Raw genomic sequence first — 21,174 nt, forward strand, 5'->3', positions numbered from 1 at the left:
GTATTGATCGGCAAGCAAGCACTTGCAGGAGCTAGCTTTCCCGCGATACAGGCAGCCGCTGCTCTACCCGATTGATGCGTTATCGCTCATCGCCGGCGAGCCGGCTCCTACAGGTATACGCGGTATCTGCAGGGGCACGGCTCTCCAGTGATGGACGGCTTACGCGTCCTGGTAGCTCTCGATCGAAGGGCAGGCGCACACCAGATTGCGGTCGCCGAACACGTTGTCGACCCGGCCAACCGGCGGCCAGTACTTGCCTTCCACCAGGGATGCCACTGGGTACACCGCCTGTTCACGGCTGTATGGATGGGACCACTCGCCCACCAGTTCGGCCGCGGTGTGCGGAGCGTTCTTCAGCGGGTTGTCGTCCTTGTCCAGGGCGCCGTTTTCCACTGCGCGGATTTCTTCGCGGATGCGGATCATGGCGTCGCAGAAGCGGTCCAGCTCTTCCTTGGATTCGCTTTCGGTCGGTTCGATCATCAGGGTACCGGCCACCGGGAACGACATGGTCGGCGCGTGGAAGCCAAAATCGATCAGGCGCTTGGCCACGTCATCGACGCTGATGCCGCTGCTGTCTTTCAAAGGACGCAGGTCGAGGATGCATTCGTGGGCCACCAGGCCGTTGCTGCCGGTGTAGAGCACCGGGTAGTGCTCTTCCAGGCGGCGCGAGATGTAGTTGGCATTGAGGATCGCCAACTGCGAGGCGCGCTTGAGGCCGGCGCCGCCCATCATGCTGATGTACATCCAGGTGATCGGCAGGATGCTGGCGCTGCCGAACGGAGCGGCACAGACCGCGCCTTTCTTGTTTTCCAGCGCGGCATGGCCGGGCAGGAAGGGCGCCAGGTGCGACTTGACGCCGATCGGGCCGACGCCCGGGCCGCCACCGCCGTGGGGAATGCAGAAGGTCTTGTGCAGGTTCAGGTGCGACACGTCGCCACCGAACTTGCCCGGCGCGCAGAGACCGACCATGGCGTTCATGTTGGCGCCGTCGATGTACACCTGGCCGCCGTTGTCGTGAATGATGCCGCAGATTTCGCGGATGCCTTCTTCGAACACGCCGTGGGTCGACGGGTAGGTGATCATCAGCGCGGCGAGGTGCTCGCGGTGCTCGATGGCCTTGGCCCGCAGGTCCTCGATGTCGACGTTGCCGCGGGCGTCGCAGGCGGTGACCACCACGCGCATGCCGGCCATGTTGGCGGTGGCCGGGTTGGTGCCGTGGGCCGAGGAGGGAATCAGGCAGATATCGCGGCGCTCGTCGCCACGGCTCTGGTGATAGGCACGAATGGCCAGCAGGCCGGCGTACTCGCCCTGGGAGCCGGCGTTGGGCTGCAGCGACACCGCGTCGTAGCCGGTGGCAGCGCAGAGCATCGCTTCAAGTTCGGTGGTCAGTTGCTGGTAGCCGGCGCTTTGCTCGGCGGGAGCGAAGGGGTGCAGCGCGCCGAACTCGGCCCAGGTGATGGGGATCATTTCGCTGGCGGCGTTGAGCTTCATGGTGCAGGAGCCCAGCGGGATCATGGTGCGATCCAGGGCCAGGTCCTTGTCCGCCAGCTTGCGCAGGTAGCGCATCAGCTCGGTTTCCGAGTGATAGCGGTTGAATACCGGGTGGCTGAGGATCGCCGACTGGCGTGCCAGGGCTGCGGGGATGGCGCTGGTGACCGCCGCCGCGAGTGCCGCGAAGTCCGGCGCGGGCTTGCCGTCGGCCAGCAGGCTCCACAGGGTTTCAACGTCGGCTTGAGTGGTGGTTTCGTCCAGGGACAGGCCCAGGCGCTCGGAGTCTATCACCCGCAGGTTGATGCCCTGGGCGCGTGCCTTGTCGTGCAGCGCGGCGGTGTCGGCACCAGTGCGCAGGCTCAGGGTGTCGAAGAAGCTTTCCTGCTCCACGGTCAAGCCCAGCTGGACCAGGCCCTTGGCCAGGATCGCGGTCAGCTGGTGGATGCGCTGGGCGATCTGGGTCAGGCCCTTGGGGCCGTGGTACACGGCATACATGCTGGCGATGTTGGCCAACAGGACCTGGGCGGTGCAGATGTTGCTGGTGGCCTTCTCGCGGCGGATATGCTGCTCGCGGGTCTGCATGGCCAGGCGCAGGGCCGGCTTGCCGAAACGGTCCACCGAGACGCCCACCAGGCGGCCGGGCATGTCGCGCTTGAAGGCATCGCGCGTGGCGAAGTAGGCCGCATGCGGGCCACCAAAGCCCAGGGGTACGCCGAAGCGCTGGGCACTGCCGATGGCCACGTCGGCGCCGAATTCCCCGGGCGGGGTCAGCAGGGTCAGGGCCAGCAGGTCGGCGGCCACGGCTACCAGGGCGTTGGCAGCGTGGAAACGCTCGGTCAGCTCGTGGTAGTCGAACAGGTCACCGTTGCTTGCCGGGTATTGCAGCAGGGCGCCGAAGAACGGGCTGACGTCGGTCAGCTTGCGCTCATCGCCCACCACCACGTTGATCCCCAGGGGCTCGGCACGGGTGCGCAGCACATCGAGGGTCTGTGGGTGGCAATGCTGCGAGGCGAAGAAGGCGTGGCTGCCCTTGTTCTTGCTCAGGCGCTTGCAGAAGGTCATGGCTTCGGCGGCGGCGGTGCCTTCGTCCAGCAGCGAGGCGTTGGCGATCGGCAGGCCGCTCAGGTCGCTGATCAGGGTCTGGAAATTCAACAGGGCTTCCAGGCGACCCTGGGAGATTTCCGGCTGGTACGGGGTGTAGGCGGTGTACCAGGCGGGGTTTTCCAGGAGGTTGCGCAGGATCGGCGACGGCGTATGGCAGTTGTAGTAGCCCTGGCCGATATAGGTCTTGAACAGCTGGTTCCTGGCGGCGATGGCCTTGATCGAGGCCAGGGCCTGGGCTTCGCTCAGGCCGTGGCCCAGCTCCAGCACGCTGGTGCCCTTGATGCTCTCGGGAATCACGCTGGCGCTCAGGGCTTCCAGGGAGTCGAAGCCGAGGCTATTGAGCATGGCTTGCTCATCGCCCTGGCGCGGGCCGATGTGGCGCGCGATGAATTCGTTGGCGGTGCTCAGGTTGACGGTCATGGCGGCTCCTCAGGCTTCGGCGCTGGCTTTGATCAGGCGGTCGTAGGCGTCCTGGTCCAGCAATTGGCCAACGGCAGCGGCATCGGCAGGGATGAAGCGGAAGAACCAGCCTTCGCCCAGCGGGTCTTCGTTGACCAGTTCCGGGCTGTCTTCCAGGGCCGGGTTGGTGGCGACCACTTCACCGTCCAGGGGCATGTACACGCCGCTGGCGGCTTTCACCGATTCCACGGTGGCGGCTTCGGCGCCCTTGTCGTAGCCCTGCAGCTCCGGCAGTTGCACAAACACCACATCACCCAGGGCGTTCTGGGCGAAAGCCGTAATGCCGACGGTGACACTGCCATCCGTTTCGGTACGCAGCCATTCGTGATCTTCAGTAAAACGCAACTCGCTCATGGAAACTCCTCAGGGCCAGACTCGTCTGGTGGACGCGATTGAATGCTCGGACAGCGCCGAGCCGAATGGCAATGTCCATAGCAAGAACACGGCCAATATTTATTTGGCCTTTGTAAATCAAGGGGTTGAGTGTTTTTTGTAGAGAATGGAATTTCACGGCCGTAGCGAAAACGCTACAGCACGGGGTGCGGAAAAAAGGCTTTGAGGATCAAAGCCTTGCACGGCTGCGATTGCAAGGCTTTGTAGCGAAATCGTTCCACTGTAGCGCTTTCAGTACAGATGGAGGTCGCTTTCAGAGCGGCAGGCGCAAGCTCAGGCCTTGCTGGGAATGCCGTATTTGCGCAGGCGATGGGCAATCGCGGTATGGGAGGTCTGCAAGCGGTTGGCCAGTTGCCGGGTCGAGGGGTAACTGACGTAGAGGTTTTCCAGCAGCTCCTTCTCGAAGGCTTCCACGGCCTGTTCCAGGCTGGCCACTTCGGCATCGTTCTGGCGGGCTACCGAGGTGCCGGCAATGTCCAGGTCACCGATGTCCACCAGGTTGCTCTCGCAGATCGCCGCCGCACGGAAGATCACGTTCTGCAATTGCCGCACGTTGCCCGGCCAGCGGTTGCCCAGCAGCGCCGGGTAGGTTCCCGGTGTCAGCCGGCACACCGGCCGCTGGATCTGCGCGCAGGCCTGCTGCATGAAGTAGCGGGCCAGCAGCAGGATGTCCTGGCCGCGTTCGCGCAGCGGTGGCACTTCCACGTTCAGCACGTTGAGGCGATAGAACAGGTCTTCGCGGAAGGTGCCTTCGTTGACCATTTTTTCCAGGTCACGATGGGTGGCGCTGAGGATGCGCACGTTGACCTTGATCTCGCGATCGCCACCGACCCGGCGAAAGCTGCCGTCATTGAGAAAGCGCAGGAGCTTGGCCTGCAGGTAGGGCGACATCTCGCCGATTTCATCGAGGAACACCGTGCCCTGGTTGGCCAGCTCCATCAGCCCCGGCTTGCCGCCGCGCTGGGCGCCGGTAAAGGCGCCGGGGGCATAGCCGAACAGCTCGCTCTCGGCCAGGTTTTCCGGCAGTGCCGCGCAGTTCAGGGCCAGGAACGGCGCGCCGTGGCGGGCGCTGATGGCGTGGCAGGCGCGGGCCACCAGTTCCTTGCCGGTGCCGGTTTCACCCTGGATCAATAGTGGTGCGTCCAGCGCTGCAACCCGCTGCGCCCGGGCCTTGAGGGTGCGGATCGCCGGTGATTCGCCGAGCAGGGCATCGAAGCCTTCGGCGTGGTCGTGATGCAGGGCCGAGAGCCGTTCACCGATACGGTTGGGCGGGTACAGGGTCAGCAGGGCACCGGCGTCGGTAATGGGAGTAGCGTCCAGCAGCAGGGTCTGGCCATTGACGGTGATTTCCCGCAGCGGCAGGCGAAAGCCGTTTTCCAGCAGGGCCTCCAGCAGTGCGGGGTCGGCAAACAGCTCGGCGACGCTTTCCCCGGCCGGTTCGCGACCATACAGGGCGATCAGCGCCGGGTTGGCCAGCAGCACTTTGCCGGCACTGTCCAGGGCCAGCACCGGATCGGTCATGGCCGCCAGCAGGGCGTCCAGTTGCAGGTGCCGGCGTTGCCCGGGAAGGATGTCCACCACCGTCACCGCCTGCACGCCACGTACGTTGAACAGCGCATCGCGCAGTTCTTCCAGCACCTGGGGGCTCAAGGTCGGGGCATCGATATAGACGTTGGGCGGCACCATTTCCACCGCATCCAGGTTGAGGTTGCGCCCGCCCAACAGGGCCAGGACTTCCTGGGTGATGCCGACGCGGTCGATGAAGCTGACGTGGATACGCATGGGGTGACTGACGGTTCTGCAAAGCGGAGGGTGGCCAGTATGCCTTGGGGCAGGGGCTTAGTCGAAATCGTCACGCATGCCGCAAGAGCCGGCTAGCCGGCGAAGGCGGGCCGGGCAGCGATGCAGGGCCGTGGTCAGTTCGCCGGCACGTCGGCCCCAGCAGGGGATCGGGGGTTATGCAAGGTGCTCGGGTTTCACCGGGTCGCCGGGCTTGACGTCCAGTTGCTTGCGTACGTCCTCGAACATTTCGTCGTAGTACTTGTGCATCGAGGCAATGCTGGCGCTTTTGGGCAGGCCGTGCTGCTGGGCGAGGCGGGTGGCGTGGCGGGCGAAGTCGAAAGCCAGGTCCTTGGCCAGGAAGAACTGCTCCTTCAGGGACTTGTCTTCGATGGTGCCGTGCAGGGTGAACAGCATGCCCTTGCCCTCCTTGGGATCGTGGGCCACTTCGTAGTCAATGCACAGGTTGTAGCTGAAGTCGTCCTTGTTCAGCGCATGGCGCTCGATATGCAGGTGACCGGGCTCAAACATGGCCATAGGCTTCTCTCCTCCAGGGCTTTGAAATGAGGGCAGGCGCCGGGCCTGCCCCGAGTTTTCACTGCAAGCGTCTTACAGGTAACTGATGCCAGGTTGCGCGGTGCTGATGCGGGTGCCGGCCTTGCCCTGGACGATCGCTTCGATGTCCGAGAGTGAACCGATCACTGCGGTTTTGCCAGTGTGCCGGGCAAATTCGCAGGCGGCCTGGACCTTCGGCCCCATGGAGCCGGCGGCAAAGCCCAGCTTCTCGATTTCGTCCGGGTGGGCCTGGCCGATGGCCTTCTGGGTCGGTTTGCCGAAGTCGATGAACGCCGCGTTGACGTCGGTGGCGATCACCAGCAGGTCGGCTTCCAGTTGCTCGGCCAACAGCGCCGAGCACAGGTCCTTGTCGATCACGGCCTCGATGCCCTTGAGCTTGCCATCCTCGCCGTACATGGTGGGGATGCCGCCACCGCCGGCGCAGATCACGATGCTGCTTTTTTCCAGCAGCCACTTGATCGGACGGATCTCGAAGATGCGCTTGGGTTTCGGGCTGGCCACTACCCGGCGGTACTTGTCGCCATCCGGGGCGATGGCCCAGCCTTTTTCCTTGGCCAGCTTCTCGGCTTCTTCCTTGCTGTAGACCGGGCCGATGGGCTTGGTCGGATTCTTGAATGCCGGGTCCTTGGCGTCCACTTCCACCTGGGTCAGCAAGGTGGCGAACGGCACCTCGAAGTCCAGCAGGTTGCCCAGTTCCTGTTCGATGATGTAGCCGATCATGCCTTCGGTCTCGGCGCCTAGCACGTCCAGCGGGTAGGGCGAAACCTGGGTATAGGCCGCCGCTTGCAACGACAGTAGGCCGACCTGCGGGCCATTGCCGTGGGCAATCACCAGTTGGTTGCCGGGGTGGATCTTGGCGATCTGTTCGGTGGCGATGCGGATGTTGGCGCGTTGGTTGTCCGCGGTCATGGGTTCACCACGGCGGAGCAGGGCGTTACCGCCCAGTGCAACGACGATACGCATAATGCAGTCCTTCTAGAGTCCGGTGCCGGCGCCGCCTGGGCGGCCCCGGTGCTGGAGGGGGATTACAGGTCGGCCAGGGTCGAAACCAGGATCGCCTTGATGGTGTGCATGCGGTTTTCCGCTTGCTCGAAGGCGATGCAGGCGGGCGACTCGAACACGTCGTCGGTCACTTCAATGCCGTTGGCCAGGTGCGGATACTGCTCGGCGATCTGCTTGCCGACCTTGGTATCGCTGTTGTGGAAAGCCGGCAGGCAGTGCATGAACTTGGTCCGTGGGTTGCCGGTGGCTTTCATCAACTGGGCGTTGACCTGGTAGGGCAGCAGTTGCTCGATACGCTCGGCCCAGGCTTCCACCGGTTCGCCCATGGAGACCCAGACGTCGGTGTGAATGAAGTCCACGCCCTTGACCGCGGCTTTCGGATCCTCGGTGAGGGTGATGCGGGCACCGCTTTCCTCTGCGTATTGCTTGCAGCGCTGCACCAGGTCGTCATGGGGCCACAGGGCCTTGGGCGCGCAGATGCGCACGTCCATGCCGAGCTTGGCGCCCACCAGCAGCAGAGAGTTGCCCATGTTGTTGCGCGCATCGCCCAGGTAGGCGTAGCTGATCTCGTGGATCGGCTTGTCGGCGTGCTCACGCATGGTCAGCACGTCGGCGATCATCTGGGTCGGGTGGTATTCATCGGTCAGGCCGTTGAACACCGGAACCCCGGCGAATTTCGCCAGTTCTTCGACGATTTCCTGCTTGAAGCCGCGGTACTCGATGGCGTCGTACATGCGCCCCAGCACTCGGGCGGTGTCCTTCATGCTTTCCTTGTGGCCGATCTGCGAGGAGTTGGGGTCGATGTAGGTGACGTTGGCGCCCTGGTCATAGGCCGCCACTTCGAAGGCGCAACGGGTACGGGTCGAGGTCTTTTCGAAGATCAGGGCGATGTTGTTGCCCTTGAGGTGCTGCTGCTCGGTGCCGGTGTACTTGGCGCGCTTGAGGTCGCGGGACAGGTCCAGCAGGTAGCGCAGCTCACGTGGGGTGTGGTGTTCCAGGCTCAGCAGGTTACGGTTGTGGATGTTGAAAGCCATGATGGATCTCCTTTGATTTCGGTCGTCCACTTGCCGAGGCCCTTTGTAGGGGCAACGGCAAGCTGCTATGTCGGATAGGGCGCTTAGTAGTCGATCGGGTCGCGGATGATCGGGCAGGTCATGCAGTGGCCGCCGCCACGGCCCCGGCCCAGTTCGCCGGCGCTGATGGTGATGACCTCGACCCCGGCCTTGCGCAGCAGGGTGTTGGTGTAGGTGTTGCGGTCGTAGCCGATGACCACGCCGGGCTCCACGGCCACCACGTTGTTGCCGTCGTCCCATTGCTCGCGCTCGGCGGCGAAGGCGTTGCCACCGGTTTCCACCACGCGCAGGGCCTTGAGGTTGAGGGCCTTGGCCACGGTGTCGAGGAAGCTGGTCTCTTCGCGGCGCACATCGATGCCGCCGGGCTTGCTTTCGTCAGGGCGCAGGCTGAAGGCGACGATCTGGCTCACCACTTCCGGGAAGACCGTGACCAGGTCGCGGTCGCAGAAGCTGAACACGGTGTCCAGGTGCATCGCCGCGCGGGATTTCGGCAGGCCGGCGACGATCACGCGCTCCACGGCCTTGTGCTTGAACAGGTTCAGCGCCAGTTGGCCGATGGCCTGACGCGAGGAGCGCTCGCCCATGCCGATCAGGACCACGCCGTTGCCGATCGGCATCACGTCGCCGCCTTCCAGGGTGGCGTTGCCGTGTTCCTGGTCCGGGTCGCCGTACCAGATCTGGAAGTCGGCGTTGGTGAACTCGGGGTGGAACTTGTAGATGGCGGTGGTCAGCAGGGTTTCCTGACGTCGCGCCGGCCAGTACATCGGGTTCAGGGTCACGCCGCCGTAGATCCAGCAGGTGGTGTCGCGGGTGAACTGGGTGTTGGGCAGCGGCGGCAGGATGAAGCTGGAGTGGCCGAGGAAGTCGCGGAACATCTCGATGGTCTTGCCACCGAAGCTGGTGGGCAGGTCATCGGCCGATACACCGCCGATCAGGTACTCGGCGACCTTGCGCGGCTCCAGGCTGCGCAGCCACGAACCGACTTCGTTGACCAGGCCCAGGCCGACCTGGTTGGCGGTGATCTTGCGCTCCAGAATCCAGTCCAGGGCTTCGGGCATGGCGACAATGTCGGTCAGCAGGTTGTGCATTTCCAGCACATCGATATCCCGCTCACGCATCTTGGTGACGAAGTCGAAGTGGTCGCGTTTGGCCTGGGCCACCCACAGCACATCATCGAACAGCAGTTCATCGCAGTTGTTCGGGGTCAGCCGCTGATGGGCCAGGCCTGGGGAACAAACCATGACTTTGCGCAGTTTGCCGGCTTCGGAATGTACGCCGTACTTAACTTTTTCCGTGGTCATTACTGTGATCCTCCAGAGACAAAACAATCGGGGGTGTTGCTAGAGCTATAGGGTCAGGAAGCCGTCGTAGAGTCCGTAGGCCGCCACCAGGGCGCCTATGACCACTGCGGCAAAAATCAGCTTCTCGACGTTGGTGAAAATTGGTTTGTGCAGTTCCATCTTGGCCTTGGCGAACAGCACCACGCCGGGGGCGTAGAGCAGGGCCGAGAGCAGCAGGTACTTGACCCCGCCGGCATACAGCAGCCAGATCGCGTAGAGCAGGGCGATGCTGCCGATGATCAGGTCCTTCTTGCGTTCGGCCAGGGCCTGTTCATAGCTTTCGCCGCGCACCGCCAGCAGTACTGCGTAGGCCGCCGACCACAGGTAGGGCACCAGGATCATCGAGGTGGCGAGGTAGATCAGCGACAGGTAGGTACTGGCCGAGAACAGGGTGATGACCAGGAAGATCTGCACCATGGCATTGGTCAGCCACAGGGCGTTGGCCGGTACGTGGTTGGCGTTCTCGCGGCGCAGGAACTCCGGCATGGTGTGGTCCTTGGCGGCGGCGAACATGATTTCCGCGCACAGCAGCACCCAGGACAGCAGCGCCCCCAGCAGCGAGATGATCAGGCCGACGCTGATCAGTACCGCGCCCCAGTGGCCCACCACATGCTCCAGCACTGCCGCCATGGACGGGTTCTGCAGCTTGGCCAGTTCCGGCTGGGTCATGATCCCCAGGGACAGCACGTTCACCAGCACCAGGAACAGCAGCACGGTGATGAAGCCGATGACGGTGGCCTTGCCCACATCCGAGCGTTTCTCCGCCCGGGACGAGAAGATGCTCGCGCCCTCGATGCCGATGAACACCCACACGGTGACCAGCATCATGTTGCGCACCTGGTTCATCACGCTGCCCAGGTCCGGATTCTTCACGCCCCAGATGTCGGCGGTGAAGATATCCAGCTTGAAGGCGAACAGGGCGATCAGCACGAACAGCAGCAGCGGCACCACCTTGGCAACCGTGGTCACCAAGTTGATGAAGGCCGCTTCCTTGATGCCGCGCAGCACCAGGAAGTGCACGGCCCAGAGCAAAACAGAGGCGCCGATCACGGCCGCGGGGGTGTTGCCCTCGCCGAAGATCGGGAAGAAATAGCCCAGGGTGCTGAACAGCAGGACGAAGTAGCCGACGTTGCCCAGCCAGGCGCTGATCCAGTAACCCCAGGCCGATGAAAAGCCCATGTAGTCACCGAACCCGGCCTTGGCGTAGGCGTAGACGCCGCCATCCAGATCAGGTTTGCGATTGGCTAGAGTTTGGAAGACGAAGGCCAGGGTCAACATGCCGACAGCGGTAATTGCCCAACCAATAAGAACAGCACCAACATCGGCGCTGGCGGCCATGTTTTGCGGTAAGGAGAAGATCCCGCCGCCAATCATGGAACCCACTACCAGGGCGACTAAGGCGCCCAGTCTTAGTTTACCGGGGGATTCAGACATTGCATGACTCCAATGCAGGAGAAGAGAGACGTCAGAGTAAATCTGCTTGCAATCCGAACAGCTGACTCAGATCAGTTCATTACTGCATTTCGTTGTGAATGAATGACTTAAGATTTGTTGCGGGGGGTAGAATGCTGTCCGGAGAGGGCCATTCCAGACAGGTTTCGATCTCCTTATCAGTAGCGGTTCTCATTGCCGACGACGTTTGAAACTAGACCCTTTTGGGGAATGTGCAAATCTTTCAGCGGCATTGATTAATCACTTGGTAGTGATGGCACTTAGTGCATATACATAACAAAACAGTCGGTTATTCAGGGCTTTCTACGAGGTGTCCAGAGGCCCGTTGCATAAAGGATAAATAATTGACTGTTACTGTTAGACGCAAATTTGTAGAAGTTATTTAATAGCGTGTAGCTTTAATCGCCAGATCGACTCACTGAAGCAGAGGTAGGGATGTCACAACCGGCGCAGAAGCTGCAACTCGGTGCATTGATCGCCCTGGTGGTGGGTTCCATGATTGGCGGCGGGATCTTCTCGCTGCCGCAGAATATGGCGGCCCGGGCCGATGCCGGAGCGGTGCTGATCGGCTGGGCCATCACCGCGGTGGGGATGCTGACCCTGGCCTTCGTCTTCCAGACCCTGGCCAACCGCAAGCCGGAGCTCGATTCCGGGGTCTACGCCTATGCCAAGGCCGGGTTCGGCGACTACATGGGCTTCTCTTCCGCCTGGGGTTACTGGATCAGTGCCTGGCTGGGCAACGTCGGCTACTTCGTCCTGCTGTTCAGCACCCTGGGCTATTTCTTTCCGGTGTTCGGCCAGGGCAATACCCCGGTGGCCATCGGCTGTGCCTCGGTCCTGCTGTGGGCCGTGCATTTCCTGGTGTTGCGGGGGATCAAGGAGGCGGCGTTCATCAACCAGCTGACCACGGTGGCGAAGATCGTGCCGCTGGTGATGTTCATCGTCATCGCTGCCGTGGCATTCAAGGCGGATATCTTCACCCGGGATATCTGGGGCCGCAGCAACCCGAACTTCGGCGGGGTGATGGACCAGGTGCGCAACATGATGCTGGTGACGGTGTTCGTGTTCATCGGTATCGAGGGCGCCAGCGTGTATTCGGCCCGGGCGCAGAAGCGTGCCGATGTCGGGCGGGCCACGGTGATCGGTTTTCTCGGGGTGCTGGCGCTGCTGGTACTGGTCAACGTGCTGTCGTTGGGGATCATGAGCCAGCCGGAGCTGGCGCAATTGCAGAACCCTTCCCTGGCGGCAGTGCTGGAGCATATCGTCGGCCCCTGGGGCGCCTTGCTGATCAGCATCGGACTGGCGATTTCCCTGCTGGGGGCCTTGCTGTCCTGGGCCTTGCTGTGCGCCGAGATCCTCTACGCCACCGCCCGGGACCGGACCATGCCGGCTTTCCTGAAGAAGGAAAACGCCAACCATGTGCCGGTCAATGCCTTGTGGCTGACCAACGTGATGATCCAGATCTTTCTGCTGATCACCCTGTTCTCCGCCGGCACCTACACCAGCCTGATCTACCTGGCGTCGTCGATGATCCTGGTGCCCTACCTGTGGTCGGCGGCCTATGCGGTGCTGCTCAGCGGTCGCGGGGAAACCTACGAGCAGGCCTCCCGGGAACGCAAGAAGGACCTGTTCATCGCCACCGTGGCCCTGAGCTACGCCATCTGGCTCCTGTACGCCGGCGGCTTGAAGTACCTGCTGCTATCGGCCTTGTTGTATGCGCCGGGGGTGATCCTGTTCGCCAAGGCCAAGCATGAGCAGGGCGAGCCGTTGTTCACCCCGCTGGAAAAACTGATCTTCGCGGCTGTGGTCATCGGCGCCTCATTGGCGGCCTATGGCTTGTACAGCGGTCTGCTGGCGCTGTGATTCATCACCTGCCCTACCAGGGCGCCTACGACTGGCCGGCGATGCTGGGCTTTCTCAGGGCCCGCGCCATCGAGGGCCTTGAGGTGGTGCAGGGCGATACTTATGCCCGCACCTTCGCGCTGGCGGGCGGGCAAGGCATCTTGAGTGTCTGCCCGGGGCCTGCAGGCCATTTGCAGGTGCAGTTGCAGGGGGCCGAGCAGGCCCTGCTGCCCCAGGTGCTGGCGCGCTTGCGCCGGCAATTCGATCTGGACGCGGACCTGTCCCTGATCAACCGCCATCTGGCCCGTGATCCGCTGCTCGCACCGTTGCTGGCGGCACGCCCTGGCCTGCGAGTACCCGGGGCCTGGGACGGTTTCGAGCTGGCCATTCGCGCCGTGCTGGGCCAGCAGATCACCGTGCAGGGCGCGATCCGCCTGGCGGGCAAGCTGGTGGCCGTGCATGGCCGGTTGCTGGCCAGTCCCGACCCGCAGTGGCCCGGCTTGACCCACCTGTTTCCCACTCCCCAGGTGCTGTCCACTGCCAACCTGGCCGACCTGGGAATGCCCCGCAGCCGGGCACGCACGCTGTCTGCCGTGGCCCAGGCCTTGCTCGACGATCCACTCCTGTTCGAACCCAGGGCCAGCCTGCAACAGGGGGTGGAGCGCCTGTTGCAATTGCCGGGAATCGGCGATTGGACCGCGCAATACATCGCCCTGCGCCAGTTGCGCGAGAGCGATGCCTTTCCGGCGGCGGACGTAGGCCTGTTCAACGCTGTGGCACGTCTGCAGGGGCTGCGGCCCAATGCCCGCCAACTGCTGGCCCGGGCCGAGGCCTGGCGGCCGTGGCGCGGTTATGCGGCGCAGCATTTGTGGGCGACCATGGGCTGAAACGGTCCGCCGGTTCCTACGGGATCAACTGCCAGCCAAGGCCTTCACCACCATCTGGGGCGATGGGCGCCCAGGGCGGTGGCCGGGCAACTCCACTGCACCGGCGTTCCATTGATGTGCAACGGCACCCGCAGGCGCCGCGCCGGCCCCCAAGGGGTCTGTTCCAGCACCAGCCCCTGATCCTCGTGGTCTTCGGCGCGCAGTGGAGTTTCGGCGGTTGCTGACGGGGAATGATCAACCAGCAACTGGGCGGTACGGGCCAGGGACAGGCGCGCCGATGCGCCCTGCTCGCCGCTCAGGGACCGGGTCAGTGCCCGCAGGGCGCTGGCTGCCATCAGGTAACCGGTGGCGTGATCCAGGGCCTGGACCGGCAGTGGCACAGGCCTGTCCGCGGCTTTCCAGGCCATGCCGGCTTCGGCGATGCCGCAGCTCATCTGCACCAGGCTGTCGAAGCCCCGGCGGTTGCGCCAGGGGCCGCTCCAGCCGTAGGCATTGAGGCTGACTTCGATCAGCCCCGGAGCGATTTTCTGGCGTTCCCGGGCGTCATAACCCAGGTGTTCCAGGGCATCGGCGCGGTAGCCATGCAGAAGCAGGTCGGCCTGCGCCAGCAGGCCTTCGAACAGGGCACGCTGCTCAAGGTCGTGCAGATCGAGGCGCGCGCAGCGTTTGCCCAGGGTCACCTCCGGCTCCAGGGCCGGCTCGTTCCAATGTGGCGGATCGATGCGTAACACCTCGGCGCCCAGCCCCGCCAGCAGGCGGCTGGCCACCGGGCCCGCCAGGACCCGGGTCAGGTCCAGTACCTTGAGCCCGGCCAGGGGCCGGTCGACGCCACCGCTCCAGGCCCTGTGCCGCTGATCGGCCTGGGGCAGCCAGTGCACCAGGGGTTCGCTGTTTACCGCCTGGCCCTGGGGGTGGGCCTGCCACTGCGCCCAGCTGCGCATCTGCGCGGCACAACCGCCCTGGTCGACTATCGCCTGCTCCAGTTCCAGGGCGTTCCAGGTGGCCACCTGGGCGGCCATGGCCGAACGTTCGGTCACCGCTCCCAGCACCCGTTCGGCGGCGGCCCGGTGGTGAGGTGCGTTGGTGTGCAGGCGAATCCAGCCGTCGCGGCTGGCGTAGTCGCCGGCAATCGGGTCCCAGGGGGATGGCAGGCTCCAGCCCTGCGGGCGGATCGAGCTGGCGAACCAGAACGAGGCCAGGCGCCGGTCGACGCTGACCTCTGGCAGGCGTCCGGTCTGGCTGTACAGGAGTTCAGCGACTGCCTGCCCGGCAGCGGCAATGCTGGCGCTGGCCAGGTCGGTCACGGCGAAGGCCGAGGGCAGGGAGCCCTGGCCGGTTTGCCGGATGCTTGATGACGCCAGGCCCAGCGCGGCCTGGATGGATGCGAGTAACTCGGTCATGGCCCACTCCGTGGATCAGAGGAGGGCATTGCACCCTGAAACTGCCGCGGCTGTCGATCACCCCAGGTCATCGGCCGCGGCTGGCGCCGGAGCAGCGCTTACACGCGGAACTGATCCATGAGTTTCATTTGCTGGGTGGCCAGGGCATTGAGCTGGCTGCTGACCTGGGCCGACTCACTGGCCTGTTCGGTGAGGGTTTCGGTCACGGTGCGAATCGCCGAGACGTTGCGGTTGACCTCTTCGGCCACCGCGCTCTGCTGCTCGGCAGCGCTGGCGATCTGCAGGTTCATGTCGCTGATCACGGTGACCGCGTCGCTGATCTTGCCCAGGGCCTGGACTGCCTGCTGGATCTGCCCGGCATTGTTCTGCGCCTGGCTCTGGCTGGCGTGCATGGTGGTCACCACATCCCGGGTGCCGCTCTGGATGCGTTCGATCACCACGCGGATTTCCTCCACCGAGTCCTGGGTGCGCTTGGCCAGGTTGCGCACTTCATCGGCCACCACGGCGAAACCGCGGCCGCTTTCCCCGGCGCGAGCCGCTTCGATGGCGGCGTTGAGGGCCAGCAGGTTGGTCTGCTCGGCAATACTGCGGATCACTTCCAGCACCGACCCTATCTGTTCGCTGCTCACCGCCAGGGCTTCGACTTCCCCCACCGCCTTGCTCACCTCGTCGGCCAGCAGGCTGATGTCCCGGGTGCTGCGCTCGATGATGGTCATGCCTTCCTTGGCCGACTGGTCTGCGCCACGGGCGGCCTGGGCGGCATTGGAGGCACTGTTGGCAACATCGTGGGCAGTGGCGCTCATTTCGTTGGAGGCGGTGGCCACCTGGTCGATTTCGCGGAACTGCACCTGCATGCCTTCACTGGTCTGGCGGGCGATCTCCGAAGACTGGTCGGCGGTGCCCCGGGCTTCGGTGATGCTCTGCTTGATCTGGGCGATGGTCGGTTGCAGCTTGTCGAGGAAGCGGTTGAACCAGCCCACCAGTTCGCCGAGTTCGTCTTTCTTGCTGTAGTCCAGGCGCTGGGTCAGGTCGCCGTCGCCGCTGGCGATGGCCTTGAGCATCTGCGCCACGCTGTTGATCGGGCGGGTCACGCCCGAGGCGCTGAGCCAGATCAGCAGCAGGCCCAGCAGGCCGGCGCCGACGGCCACCAGTACGGTTTTCACCGTGCCGCTGGTCTGGGCTTCATCCAGCAGGCCTTGCAGTTTTACCGAGTCTGCCAGCAGCACTTGTTGCGGCAGGTCGATGGTGACGCCCCAGGGCTTGGCATCGGCAATCGGGCTGAAGGGGTAGACCGCGCGGATCAGTTCGCCCTGTTGCAGGACCTTGTTCTGGTTGCCGGCGAGCAGCGCGAGGATGTCCTTGCCCTGGGCGCCTAGGGTTTCGTTGATGTTCTTGCCGACCTGGCTGGCGTCGGCGCCCACGGCCGCCAGCAAGCCGCTGCCGGCGACGATCATCATGTGCCCGGCACCGTTGAACAGAAAGCGCTGGGATTCGCCGGCCGCGGCCTGCAGGGAATCCAGGGCGATGTCGACGCCAATCACCCCGATGACCTTGCCGTCCACCAGCAAGGGCTGGGAGATGGTGGTCATCAGCACCTGTTTCTTGTCCTCGCCGATGGTGTCGGCGTAGGGGTCCAGCAGGCAGGTACGGCGGCTGTCGCGGGGGCAGGTGTACCAGACGTTGTAGGGGGTGCCGCTGAGGTTGAGGGTGGTCTTGGTCAGGTCGTCTTCCACCATCACGGTGTTCAACTGCTGGCCCCCGGATCGGCTCCAGTAGGTGGCGAAGCGCCCGCGTTCGTTGGAAGCACGGGCTGCGTCATTGAGAAATTCGCTGTCCTTGCCATCCAGGGCGTTGGGTTCGTAGGCCAGCCAGATGCCGAGCACTTTGGGATTGCGCTCGAAGGCGGTCTTCAGGCTGTGGTTGAGCTCTTCGCGCAGTGCCGCAGCTTCCAGGCCGCGCTTGCTCGCCATGTCACGCAGGTCGCGTACCTGGTCCGCCAGTGCGGTGATCACCAGGTTGCTTTCACCGAAGGTCTTCTGCACCCGTACTGCCTGGTCGGCGGCCTTGGCCTGCAGCAACTCTTCGACCCCGGCGGTGAGCATCCGCGTGCTGGAGGTGTTGACCAGTTGGTTGTTCTGCTGGCTCTGGTACAGGTTCATGCCGACGATCAGCGCCACTACGCCCAACAGGCACAGTCCGGACAACAGCACTATTTTCAGGCGAATGGAGAGAGAGTCGAACATGGGGGGCGATCTCGCGAAAGGACGGATGGAAAGCACGGAATCGGATGACTCCGGTCGCCAAGTCCATTCAGCGCTATGCCCGGAACATCGGCTCGGGCGGCCTTTGCGTGAGGGGAGGCCGACGAACGGTCATGTTCTTGACATATATGGCCTCGGGGGCAAGGGCATAGCTGCCAGCGGGCGCAGGTCAGGAGGCCTGCGGCAGGGCTTCTGGGCGTGACCAGATCCACAGGTTGCCCAGGGTCATGCCGGCAATGGCGGCATACATCGTCCAGTGATGGTTGAGCAGGGTCAGCATCAGCCCGGCACACAGCAGCATGCTGACCGTGGCGCTGATCTTGGCCTTGCGGCTGACGATCCGGCCGTTGCGCCAGTTGCAGAGGATAGGCCCGAACAGGCGATGGTTCTCCATCCAGGCGCTTAGCCGTGGCGAGCTCTTGGTGGCGGCCCAGGCAGCGAGCAGGATGAACTCGGTGGTCGGCAGGCCGGGTACGACGATGGCGATCAGGCCGATGGCCAGGCTGACATAGGCCAGCGCGCCAAACAGCAGGCGGGAAATCTTCGACGAGGAGGGGCGAGTGGGGGTCATGGTTTCGATGATGAGGTAACGCGTCGTACGGCTCAATCCGCGAATGCCGCCGGCCGACAAAATACCGCTGCGGGCAGGGGCACGCCTTGGCGCGCCACCTGCCCGCAACTACGCGGGTCAGGCCGGTTGTGCGGCGCCGGAGTAAGCCTGTTCCAGCAGCACGGTGAAGCGGTTGAAGGCATCCAGGGCACCTTTTTCCGCCGCGGCTTCTTCTTCGGCGGTGAACTCCAGGCCGTCGAGGATGCGGGTGAAGGTTTTCCAGCCTTCGGCGCGGCCACCGGCTGGTTCGCCCAGGTGACGGGCACCGAAGGTTTCGCTCAGGCCCAGGCCCACGGCGCGCTTGATCAGGAACGCGGCACCCAGCTTGGAACCCTCGGAGACGAAGATCCAGCCCAGGGCTTCGGCCTGGCTTGGGTTACTGACGGCACCGGCCACTGGTGCAGGAACCTCGGTTTCCAGGTCGGCCAGGTCAGCCTTGGCAGCTTCGGCGCGGCAGCGCTCGGCCAGGTCCGGGACGATCTTGTTCAGTTCGGCATCGTTGTACAGGTCCACCAGTTCCGACTGGAACAGGTACTGGGCCACCACGAAACGGGCGAATGCACCTTGGGTTTCGAAGGGCGCATGGGCCTTGACCAGGGCGTCGAGCTTGGAATGCGGCTCGTGGGTGATCTGGTTCAGGCGTTGGGAGCGCAGGTGGTGACGCTGGGAGGAATCCTGGGAGGTCATGCAGATGTCCTTGAGAATGAGAGGCACTTAGTGACTAGACGAACAAGAAGACGCGACACAGTAAAAAATCCTCACTGCCCTGGATGAAAAAGGGCAGTGAGGCGGTTTGGCGTCAGATATCCCACACCAGGTTGACCGAGAAGTTGCGGCCGGGCTGGGTCAGGCGGTCGAGGTTGGCGGGTGCGGTCTGGCCGGCTTCGCCGACGCTGTCGTAGCCGCGCACGTCGTCCCAGTTCCAGTATTTCTTGTCGGTCAGGTTGTACAGGCCGGCGTTCACGGTCAGGTCGTCAGTGACCTTGTAGAAGCCGCTGAGGTCGAGGATGCCGTAGCCCGGTGTCTTGAACTGGCCGCTGGTGGTGCGGCCATCCGGGGCCTTGAAGGTACTGTTGTCGACCCGGTCCTTGCGTTTGACCAGGGTCCAGCTCAGCAGCGCGCCATAGTTGTCCTGGTCGTAGCCGAGACCAAACACGCCCTTGAGCGGGTTGACGCTGTTGATCGGTTCGCCGTTGTCATTGTTGCGACCGTAGGCGTAGGCCAGCGAGCCGATGCTGTACAGGCCCTGTGGTGCACCGAAGGCATCGAGGTTGAGACGGCCCCTGGCTTCGGCGCCCTTGATGGTGGCGTGTTTGATGTTGTTGCTCTGGATCACCGATTGCAGCGCGCCGGCGGTGATGGCGTCTTCGTTGATGAAGTCGCGGTACTGGTTGTAGAACACCGAGACATCGAAGGAGCCGGCGTCGAAATTACCTCGCAGGCCGGTTTCGTAACCTTTGCTAGTTTCCGGCTTGAGGTTGGAGTTGGGCTCGACGATGTACCCGGTGGTGATGTTTTCAAAGCGGCCGTAGAGCGCCTTGGCCGACGGCGTGCGGAAGCCCTCGGAGTACTGGCCATAGGCCGTGTAGTGCTCGTCGAAGCTGTAGGTCAGGCCGAACTTGGGCGAAACCCGATGCCAGGTCTTCTTGTCGTCGCTGACCGGAAAGTTGCCGGTGGGGTTGGCGACATTGAGGAACTCCTGGGTCAGCTTGGGCTTGAGTTGGGTGTAGTCATAGCGCAGGCCCGGAGTGAAGGTCCAGGCGTTCCAGCTGATCTGGTCCTGGACGAACAGGCTGTAGGTGTTGATGGTCGGGTCCGGGAAGTCGCTGGACTTCTTCACGCTGTCACCGGCAGAAGGGCTCGGAGCGCCAATCGCGGTACAGCCGGCACCGACGGCCAGGCAACTGGCGGTGCCATAGCGCGAGCCCGTGACCTTCTGCTGCTTGAGAGTGGTGCCGTAGGTCAACTGGTGATCGGTTTCACCCAGGGCGAAGGCCTTGTCCAGCTGAGCGTCGAACACCCATTGTTTTTCCTGGTACAGGGTTTTCCGCTCACGCTGCACGTCACGCGCCACCGGGCTGAAGATCGACACCGGGTTGTAGCGCTCGGAGGTGGTCTGGTCGGTCTTGGCGATCTGGTAGTTCAGGCTCCACTTGATCTGGTCGGCGATCGGCGAGTTCAGGGCAAAGCTGTTTTCCAGGCCGAAGCGTTCGCGGGTGATGGTGTCGTTGCCGACGCGCGAGCGATACCAGTTCTGGCCAACGCCATTGAGGAACAGGCCGCCCACCGCACTTTTCTGATTGGTGTCGCGGTCGTCCTTGTACTTTTCGTAGGTCAGGCCCAGGCGTGCGTCGTCCGCATAGTTCCAGCCGAGCTTGGCCAGTACGTTGGTGGTCCGGGCGTCTTCCGGGTTGGCGGCAGTGCGGTTCAGGCCGGTGCCGTTGTTGCTGCCATAGGACTCGGTCTCGTGGCCGTCACGCTGGCTCAGGTGCAACAAACCGTCGAATTCGCCGACCCGCCCGGCGAAGGTGCCGGATTTCAGCCAGCTTTCGTCCGCCGAGCTGTAGCCGGTCTTCAGGCGCGCGCCAAAATCCTCGCCGGGCTTGATGATGTCGTCGGCGTCCAGAGTGTAGTAACTGACGGCGCCACCGATGGCGCTGCTGCCGTAGAGCACCGAGGCCGGGCCACGCAGGATTTCCACGCGCTTGACGATTTCCGGGTCGACGTAGTTACGGTTGGTCTTGGCATAAGGGCCGCTGAAGAAGTGATCCGGCACTTCCACGCCGTCCACCTGGGTGAGGATCCGGTCGTTGTCGATACCACGGATGTTGTAGCCGCTGATACCGGCACGCTGGCCTGCACCGCCGACTGAAACACCAGGCTCATAACGCACCAGTTCCTTGATCGTGTTGACGTTCTGGCGGTCGAGTTCTTCCCGGGTGTGCACGCTCACGGTGCTGGGTACCGAGTTGATGTCCTGCTCCTGACGGGTGGCGCTGATGGTCACCTGCTGCAGGTTCACCACATTGGCTGCGCTGCGCTTTTCCAGAACGATGTTGTTGTTGCCCAGCTTGCGGTAGCTCAGGTTGGTGCCGCTGAGCAGCCGATCCAGGGCCTTTTCCGGTGGCAGCGAACCGCGCACGCCCGGGGAGGACACCCCGCTGCCCAGCTCCGCCGGCAGGCCCACTTGCCAGCCGGTGACCGCAGTAAAGGCGTTGAGCGCCGATACCAGCGGCTGCTGGGCGATAGCGAAGTTGTAGTTGCCCATGCGCTGGCTGGAGGATGCCGGGGCATCGGCGGCCATCACGGGGGCAGCGTGGGCGCCGGCCAGCAGGATGGCTGCGGTCAGCAGCGACAGGGTGCAGTTTTGCAGGCGGGCACAGGGAACAGGGGATCGGCTGTTGAGGCGAGGGGACATCGAGAGCGCTCCGGGTCGCACGAAACTTTTATAGGTGCAGATACGCATTCAAAATGCGAATCAGTTGCATTGGCTATAACGAGACGT

At 63.7% G+C, this 21,174-nt stretch carries 15 protein-coding genes and 1 pseudogene; 2 read left to right on the top strand and 14 right to left on the bottom strand.

Annotation, left to right across the window (positions count from 1 at the left end):
• Positions 1-159: 159 nt before the first annotated feature.
• From gcvP to arcD (AC1RGE_RS18865), 8 genes are all read right to left on the bottom strand, one after another.
• The gene (gcvP, locus tag AC1RGE_RS18830) at positions 160-3,015 is read right to left on the bottom strand and encodes an aminomethyl-transferring glycine dehydrogenase (protein WP_492584821.1); all 2,856 of its coding nucleotides are present in this window, start codon (positions 3,013-3,015) and stop codon (positions 160-162) included.
• A gap of 9 nt (positions 3,016-3,024) precedes the next feature.
• On the bottom strand, positions 3,025-3,408 hold the full coding sequence (gene gcvH / locus AC1RGE_RS18835; protein WP_492584823.1) for a glycine cleavage system protein GcvH: 384 nt from the start codon (positions 3,406-3,408) through the stop codon (positions 3,025-3,027).
• A 312-nt stretch (positions 3,409-3,720) separates the two neighbouring features.
• On the bottom strand, positions 3,721-5,229 hold the full coding sequence (gcsR, locus tag AC1RGE_RS18840; protein ID WP_011062893.1) for a transcriptional regulator GcsR: 1,509 nt from the start codon (positions 5,227-5,229) through the stop codon (positions 3,721-3,723).
• A gap of 174 nt (positions 5,230-5,403) precedes the next feature.
• Positions 5,404-5,763, bottom strand: coding sequence for a DUF5064 family protein (locus AC1RGE_RS18845; protein WP_011062892.1), 360 nt, complete (start codon positions 5,761-5,763; stop codon positions 5,404-5,406).
• A gap of 72 nt (positions 5,764-5,835) precedes the next feature.
• On the bottom strand, positions 5,836-6,765 hold the full coding sequence (gene arcC / locus AC1RGE_RS18850) for a carbamate kinase (RefSeq protein ID WP_011062891.1): 930 nt from the start codon (positions 6,763-6,765) through the stop codon (positions 5,836-5,838).
• Positions 6,766-6,827: 62 nt separating this feature from the next.
• Positions 6,828-7,838 carry an ornithine carbamoyltransferase gene (locus tag AC1RGE_RS18855; protein ID WP_015636749.1) on the bottom strand — a complete coding sequence of 337 codons (1,011 nt, stop codon included), beginning with the start codon at positions 7,836-7,838 and terminating at the stop codon, positions 6,828-6,830.
• Positions 7,839-7,921: 83 nt separating this feature from the next.
• Positions 7,922-9,178 (bottom strand): arginine deiminase, encoded by a 1,257-nt coding sequence (gene arcA / locus AC1RGE_RS18860; protein ID WP_011062889.1) that lies wholly within the window; start codon positions 9,176-9,178, stop codon positions 7,922-7,924.
• Positions 9,179-9,223: 45 nt separating this feature from the next.
• Positions 9,224-10,651, bottom strand: coding sequence for an arginine-ornithine antiporter (gene arcD, locus AC1RGE_RS18865; RefSeq protein WP_011062888.1), 1,428 nt, complete (start codon positions 10,649-10,651; stop codon positions 9,224-9,226).
• A 453-nt stretch (positions 10,652-11,104) separates the two neighbouring features.
• Here arcD (AC1RGE_RS18865) and arcD (AC1RGE_RS18870) point away from each other — a divergent pair, with 453 nt between their 5' ends.
• The gene (gene arcD / locus AC1RGE_RS18870; protein WP_401020556.1) at positions 11,105-12,532 is read left to right on the top strand and encodes an arginine-ornithine antiporter; all 1,428 of its coding nucleotides are present in this window, start codon (positions 11,105-11,107) and stop codon (positions 12,530-12,532) included.
• Positions 12,529-13,398 carry a DNA-3-methyladenine glycosylase family protein gene (locus tag AC1RGE_RS18875; RefSeq protein WP_401261326.1) on the top strand — a complete coding sequence of 290 codons (870 nt, stop codon included), beginning with the start codon at positions 12,529-12,531 and terminating at the stop codon, positions 13,396-13,398. The genes arcD (AC1RGE_RS18870) and AC1RGE_RS18875 overlap by 4 nt, the downstream gene beginning before the upstream one ends.
• Positions 13,399-13,442: 44 nt before the next feature.
• Here AC1RGE_RS18875 and AC1RGE_RS18880 read toward each other — a convergent pair whose 3' ends face one another.
• From AC1RGE_RS18880 to AC1RGE_RS18905, 6 genes and pseudogenes are all read right to left on the bottom strand, one after another.
• The gene (locus AC1RGE_RS18880; protein WP_492584825.1) at positions 13,443-14,798 is read right to left on the bottom strand and encodes a CoA transferase; all 1,356 of its coding nucleotides are present in this window, start codon (positions 14,796-14,798) and stop codon (positions 13,443-13,445) included.
• Positions 14,799-14,896: 98 nt separating this feature from the next.
• Positions 14,897-15,652 (bottom strand): methyl-accepting chemotaxis protein, encoded by a 756-nt coding sequence (locus tag AC1RGE_RS18885; RefSeq protein ID WP_370508323.1) that lies wholly within the window; start codon positions 15,650-15,652, stop codon positions 14,897-14,899.
• Positions 15,653-15,754: 102 nt separating this feature from the next.
• Positions 15,755-17,041 (bottom strand): annotated as a pseudogene (locus tag AC1RGE_RS18890) (methyl-accepting chemotaxis protein); the annotation flags it as partial.
• Positions 17,042-17,228: 187 nt separating this feature from the next.
• Complete coding sequence (locus AC1RGE_RS18895; RefSeq protein WP_053153419.1) at positions 17,229-17,630, bottom strand: YbaN family protein; 402 nt, start codon at positions 17,628-17,630, stop codon at positions 17,229-17,231.
• Between the two features lie 117 nt (positions 17,631-17,747).
• The gene (locus AC1RGE_RS18900; RefSeq protein WP_011062882.1) at positions 17,748-18,356 is read right to left on the bottom strand and encodes a biliverdin-producing heme oxygenase; all 609 of its coding nucleotides are present in this window, start codon (positions 18,354-18,356) and stop codon (positions 17,748-17,750) included.
• Between the two features lie 112 nt (positions 18,357-18,468).
• The gene (locus AC1RGE_RS18905; protein WP_492584827.1) at positions 18,469-21,087 is read right to left on the bottom strand and encodes a TonB-dependent receptor; all 2,619 of its coding nucleotides are present in this window, start codon (positions 21,085-21,087) and stop codon (positions 18,469-18,471) included.
• Between the last annotated feature and the right edge of the window lie 87 nt (positions 21,088-21,174).

This window comes from Pseudomonas sp. GW823-FHT02C05 (assembly GCF_058797595.1).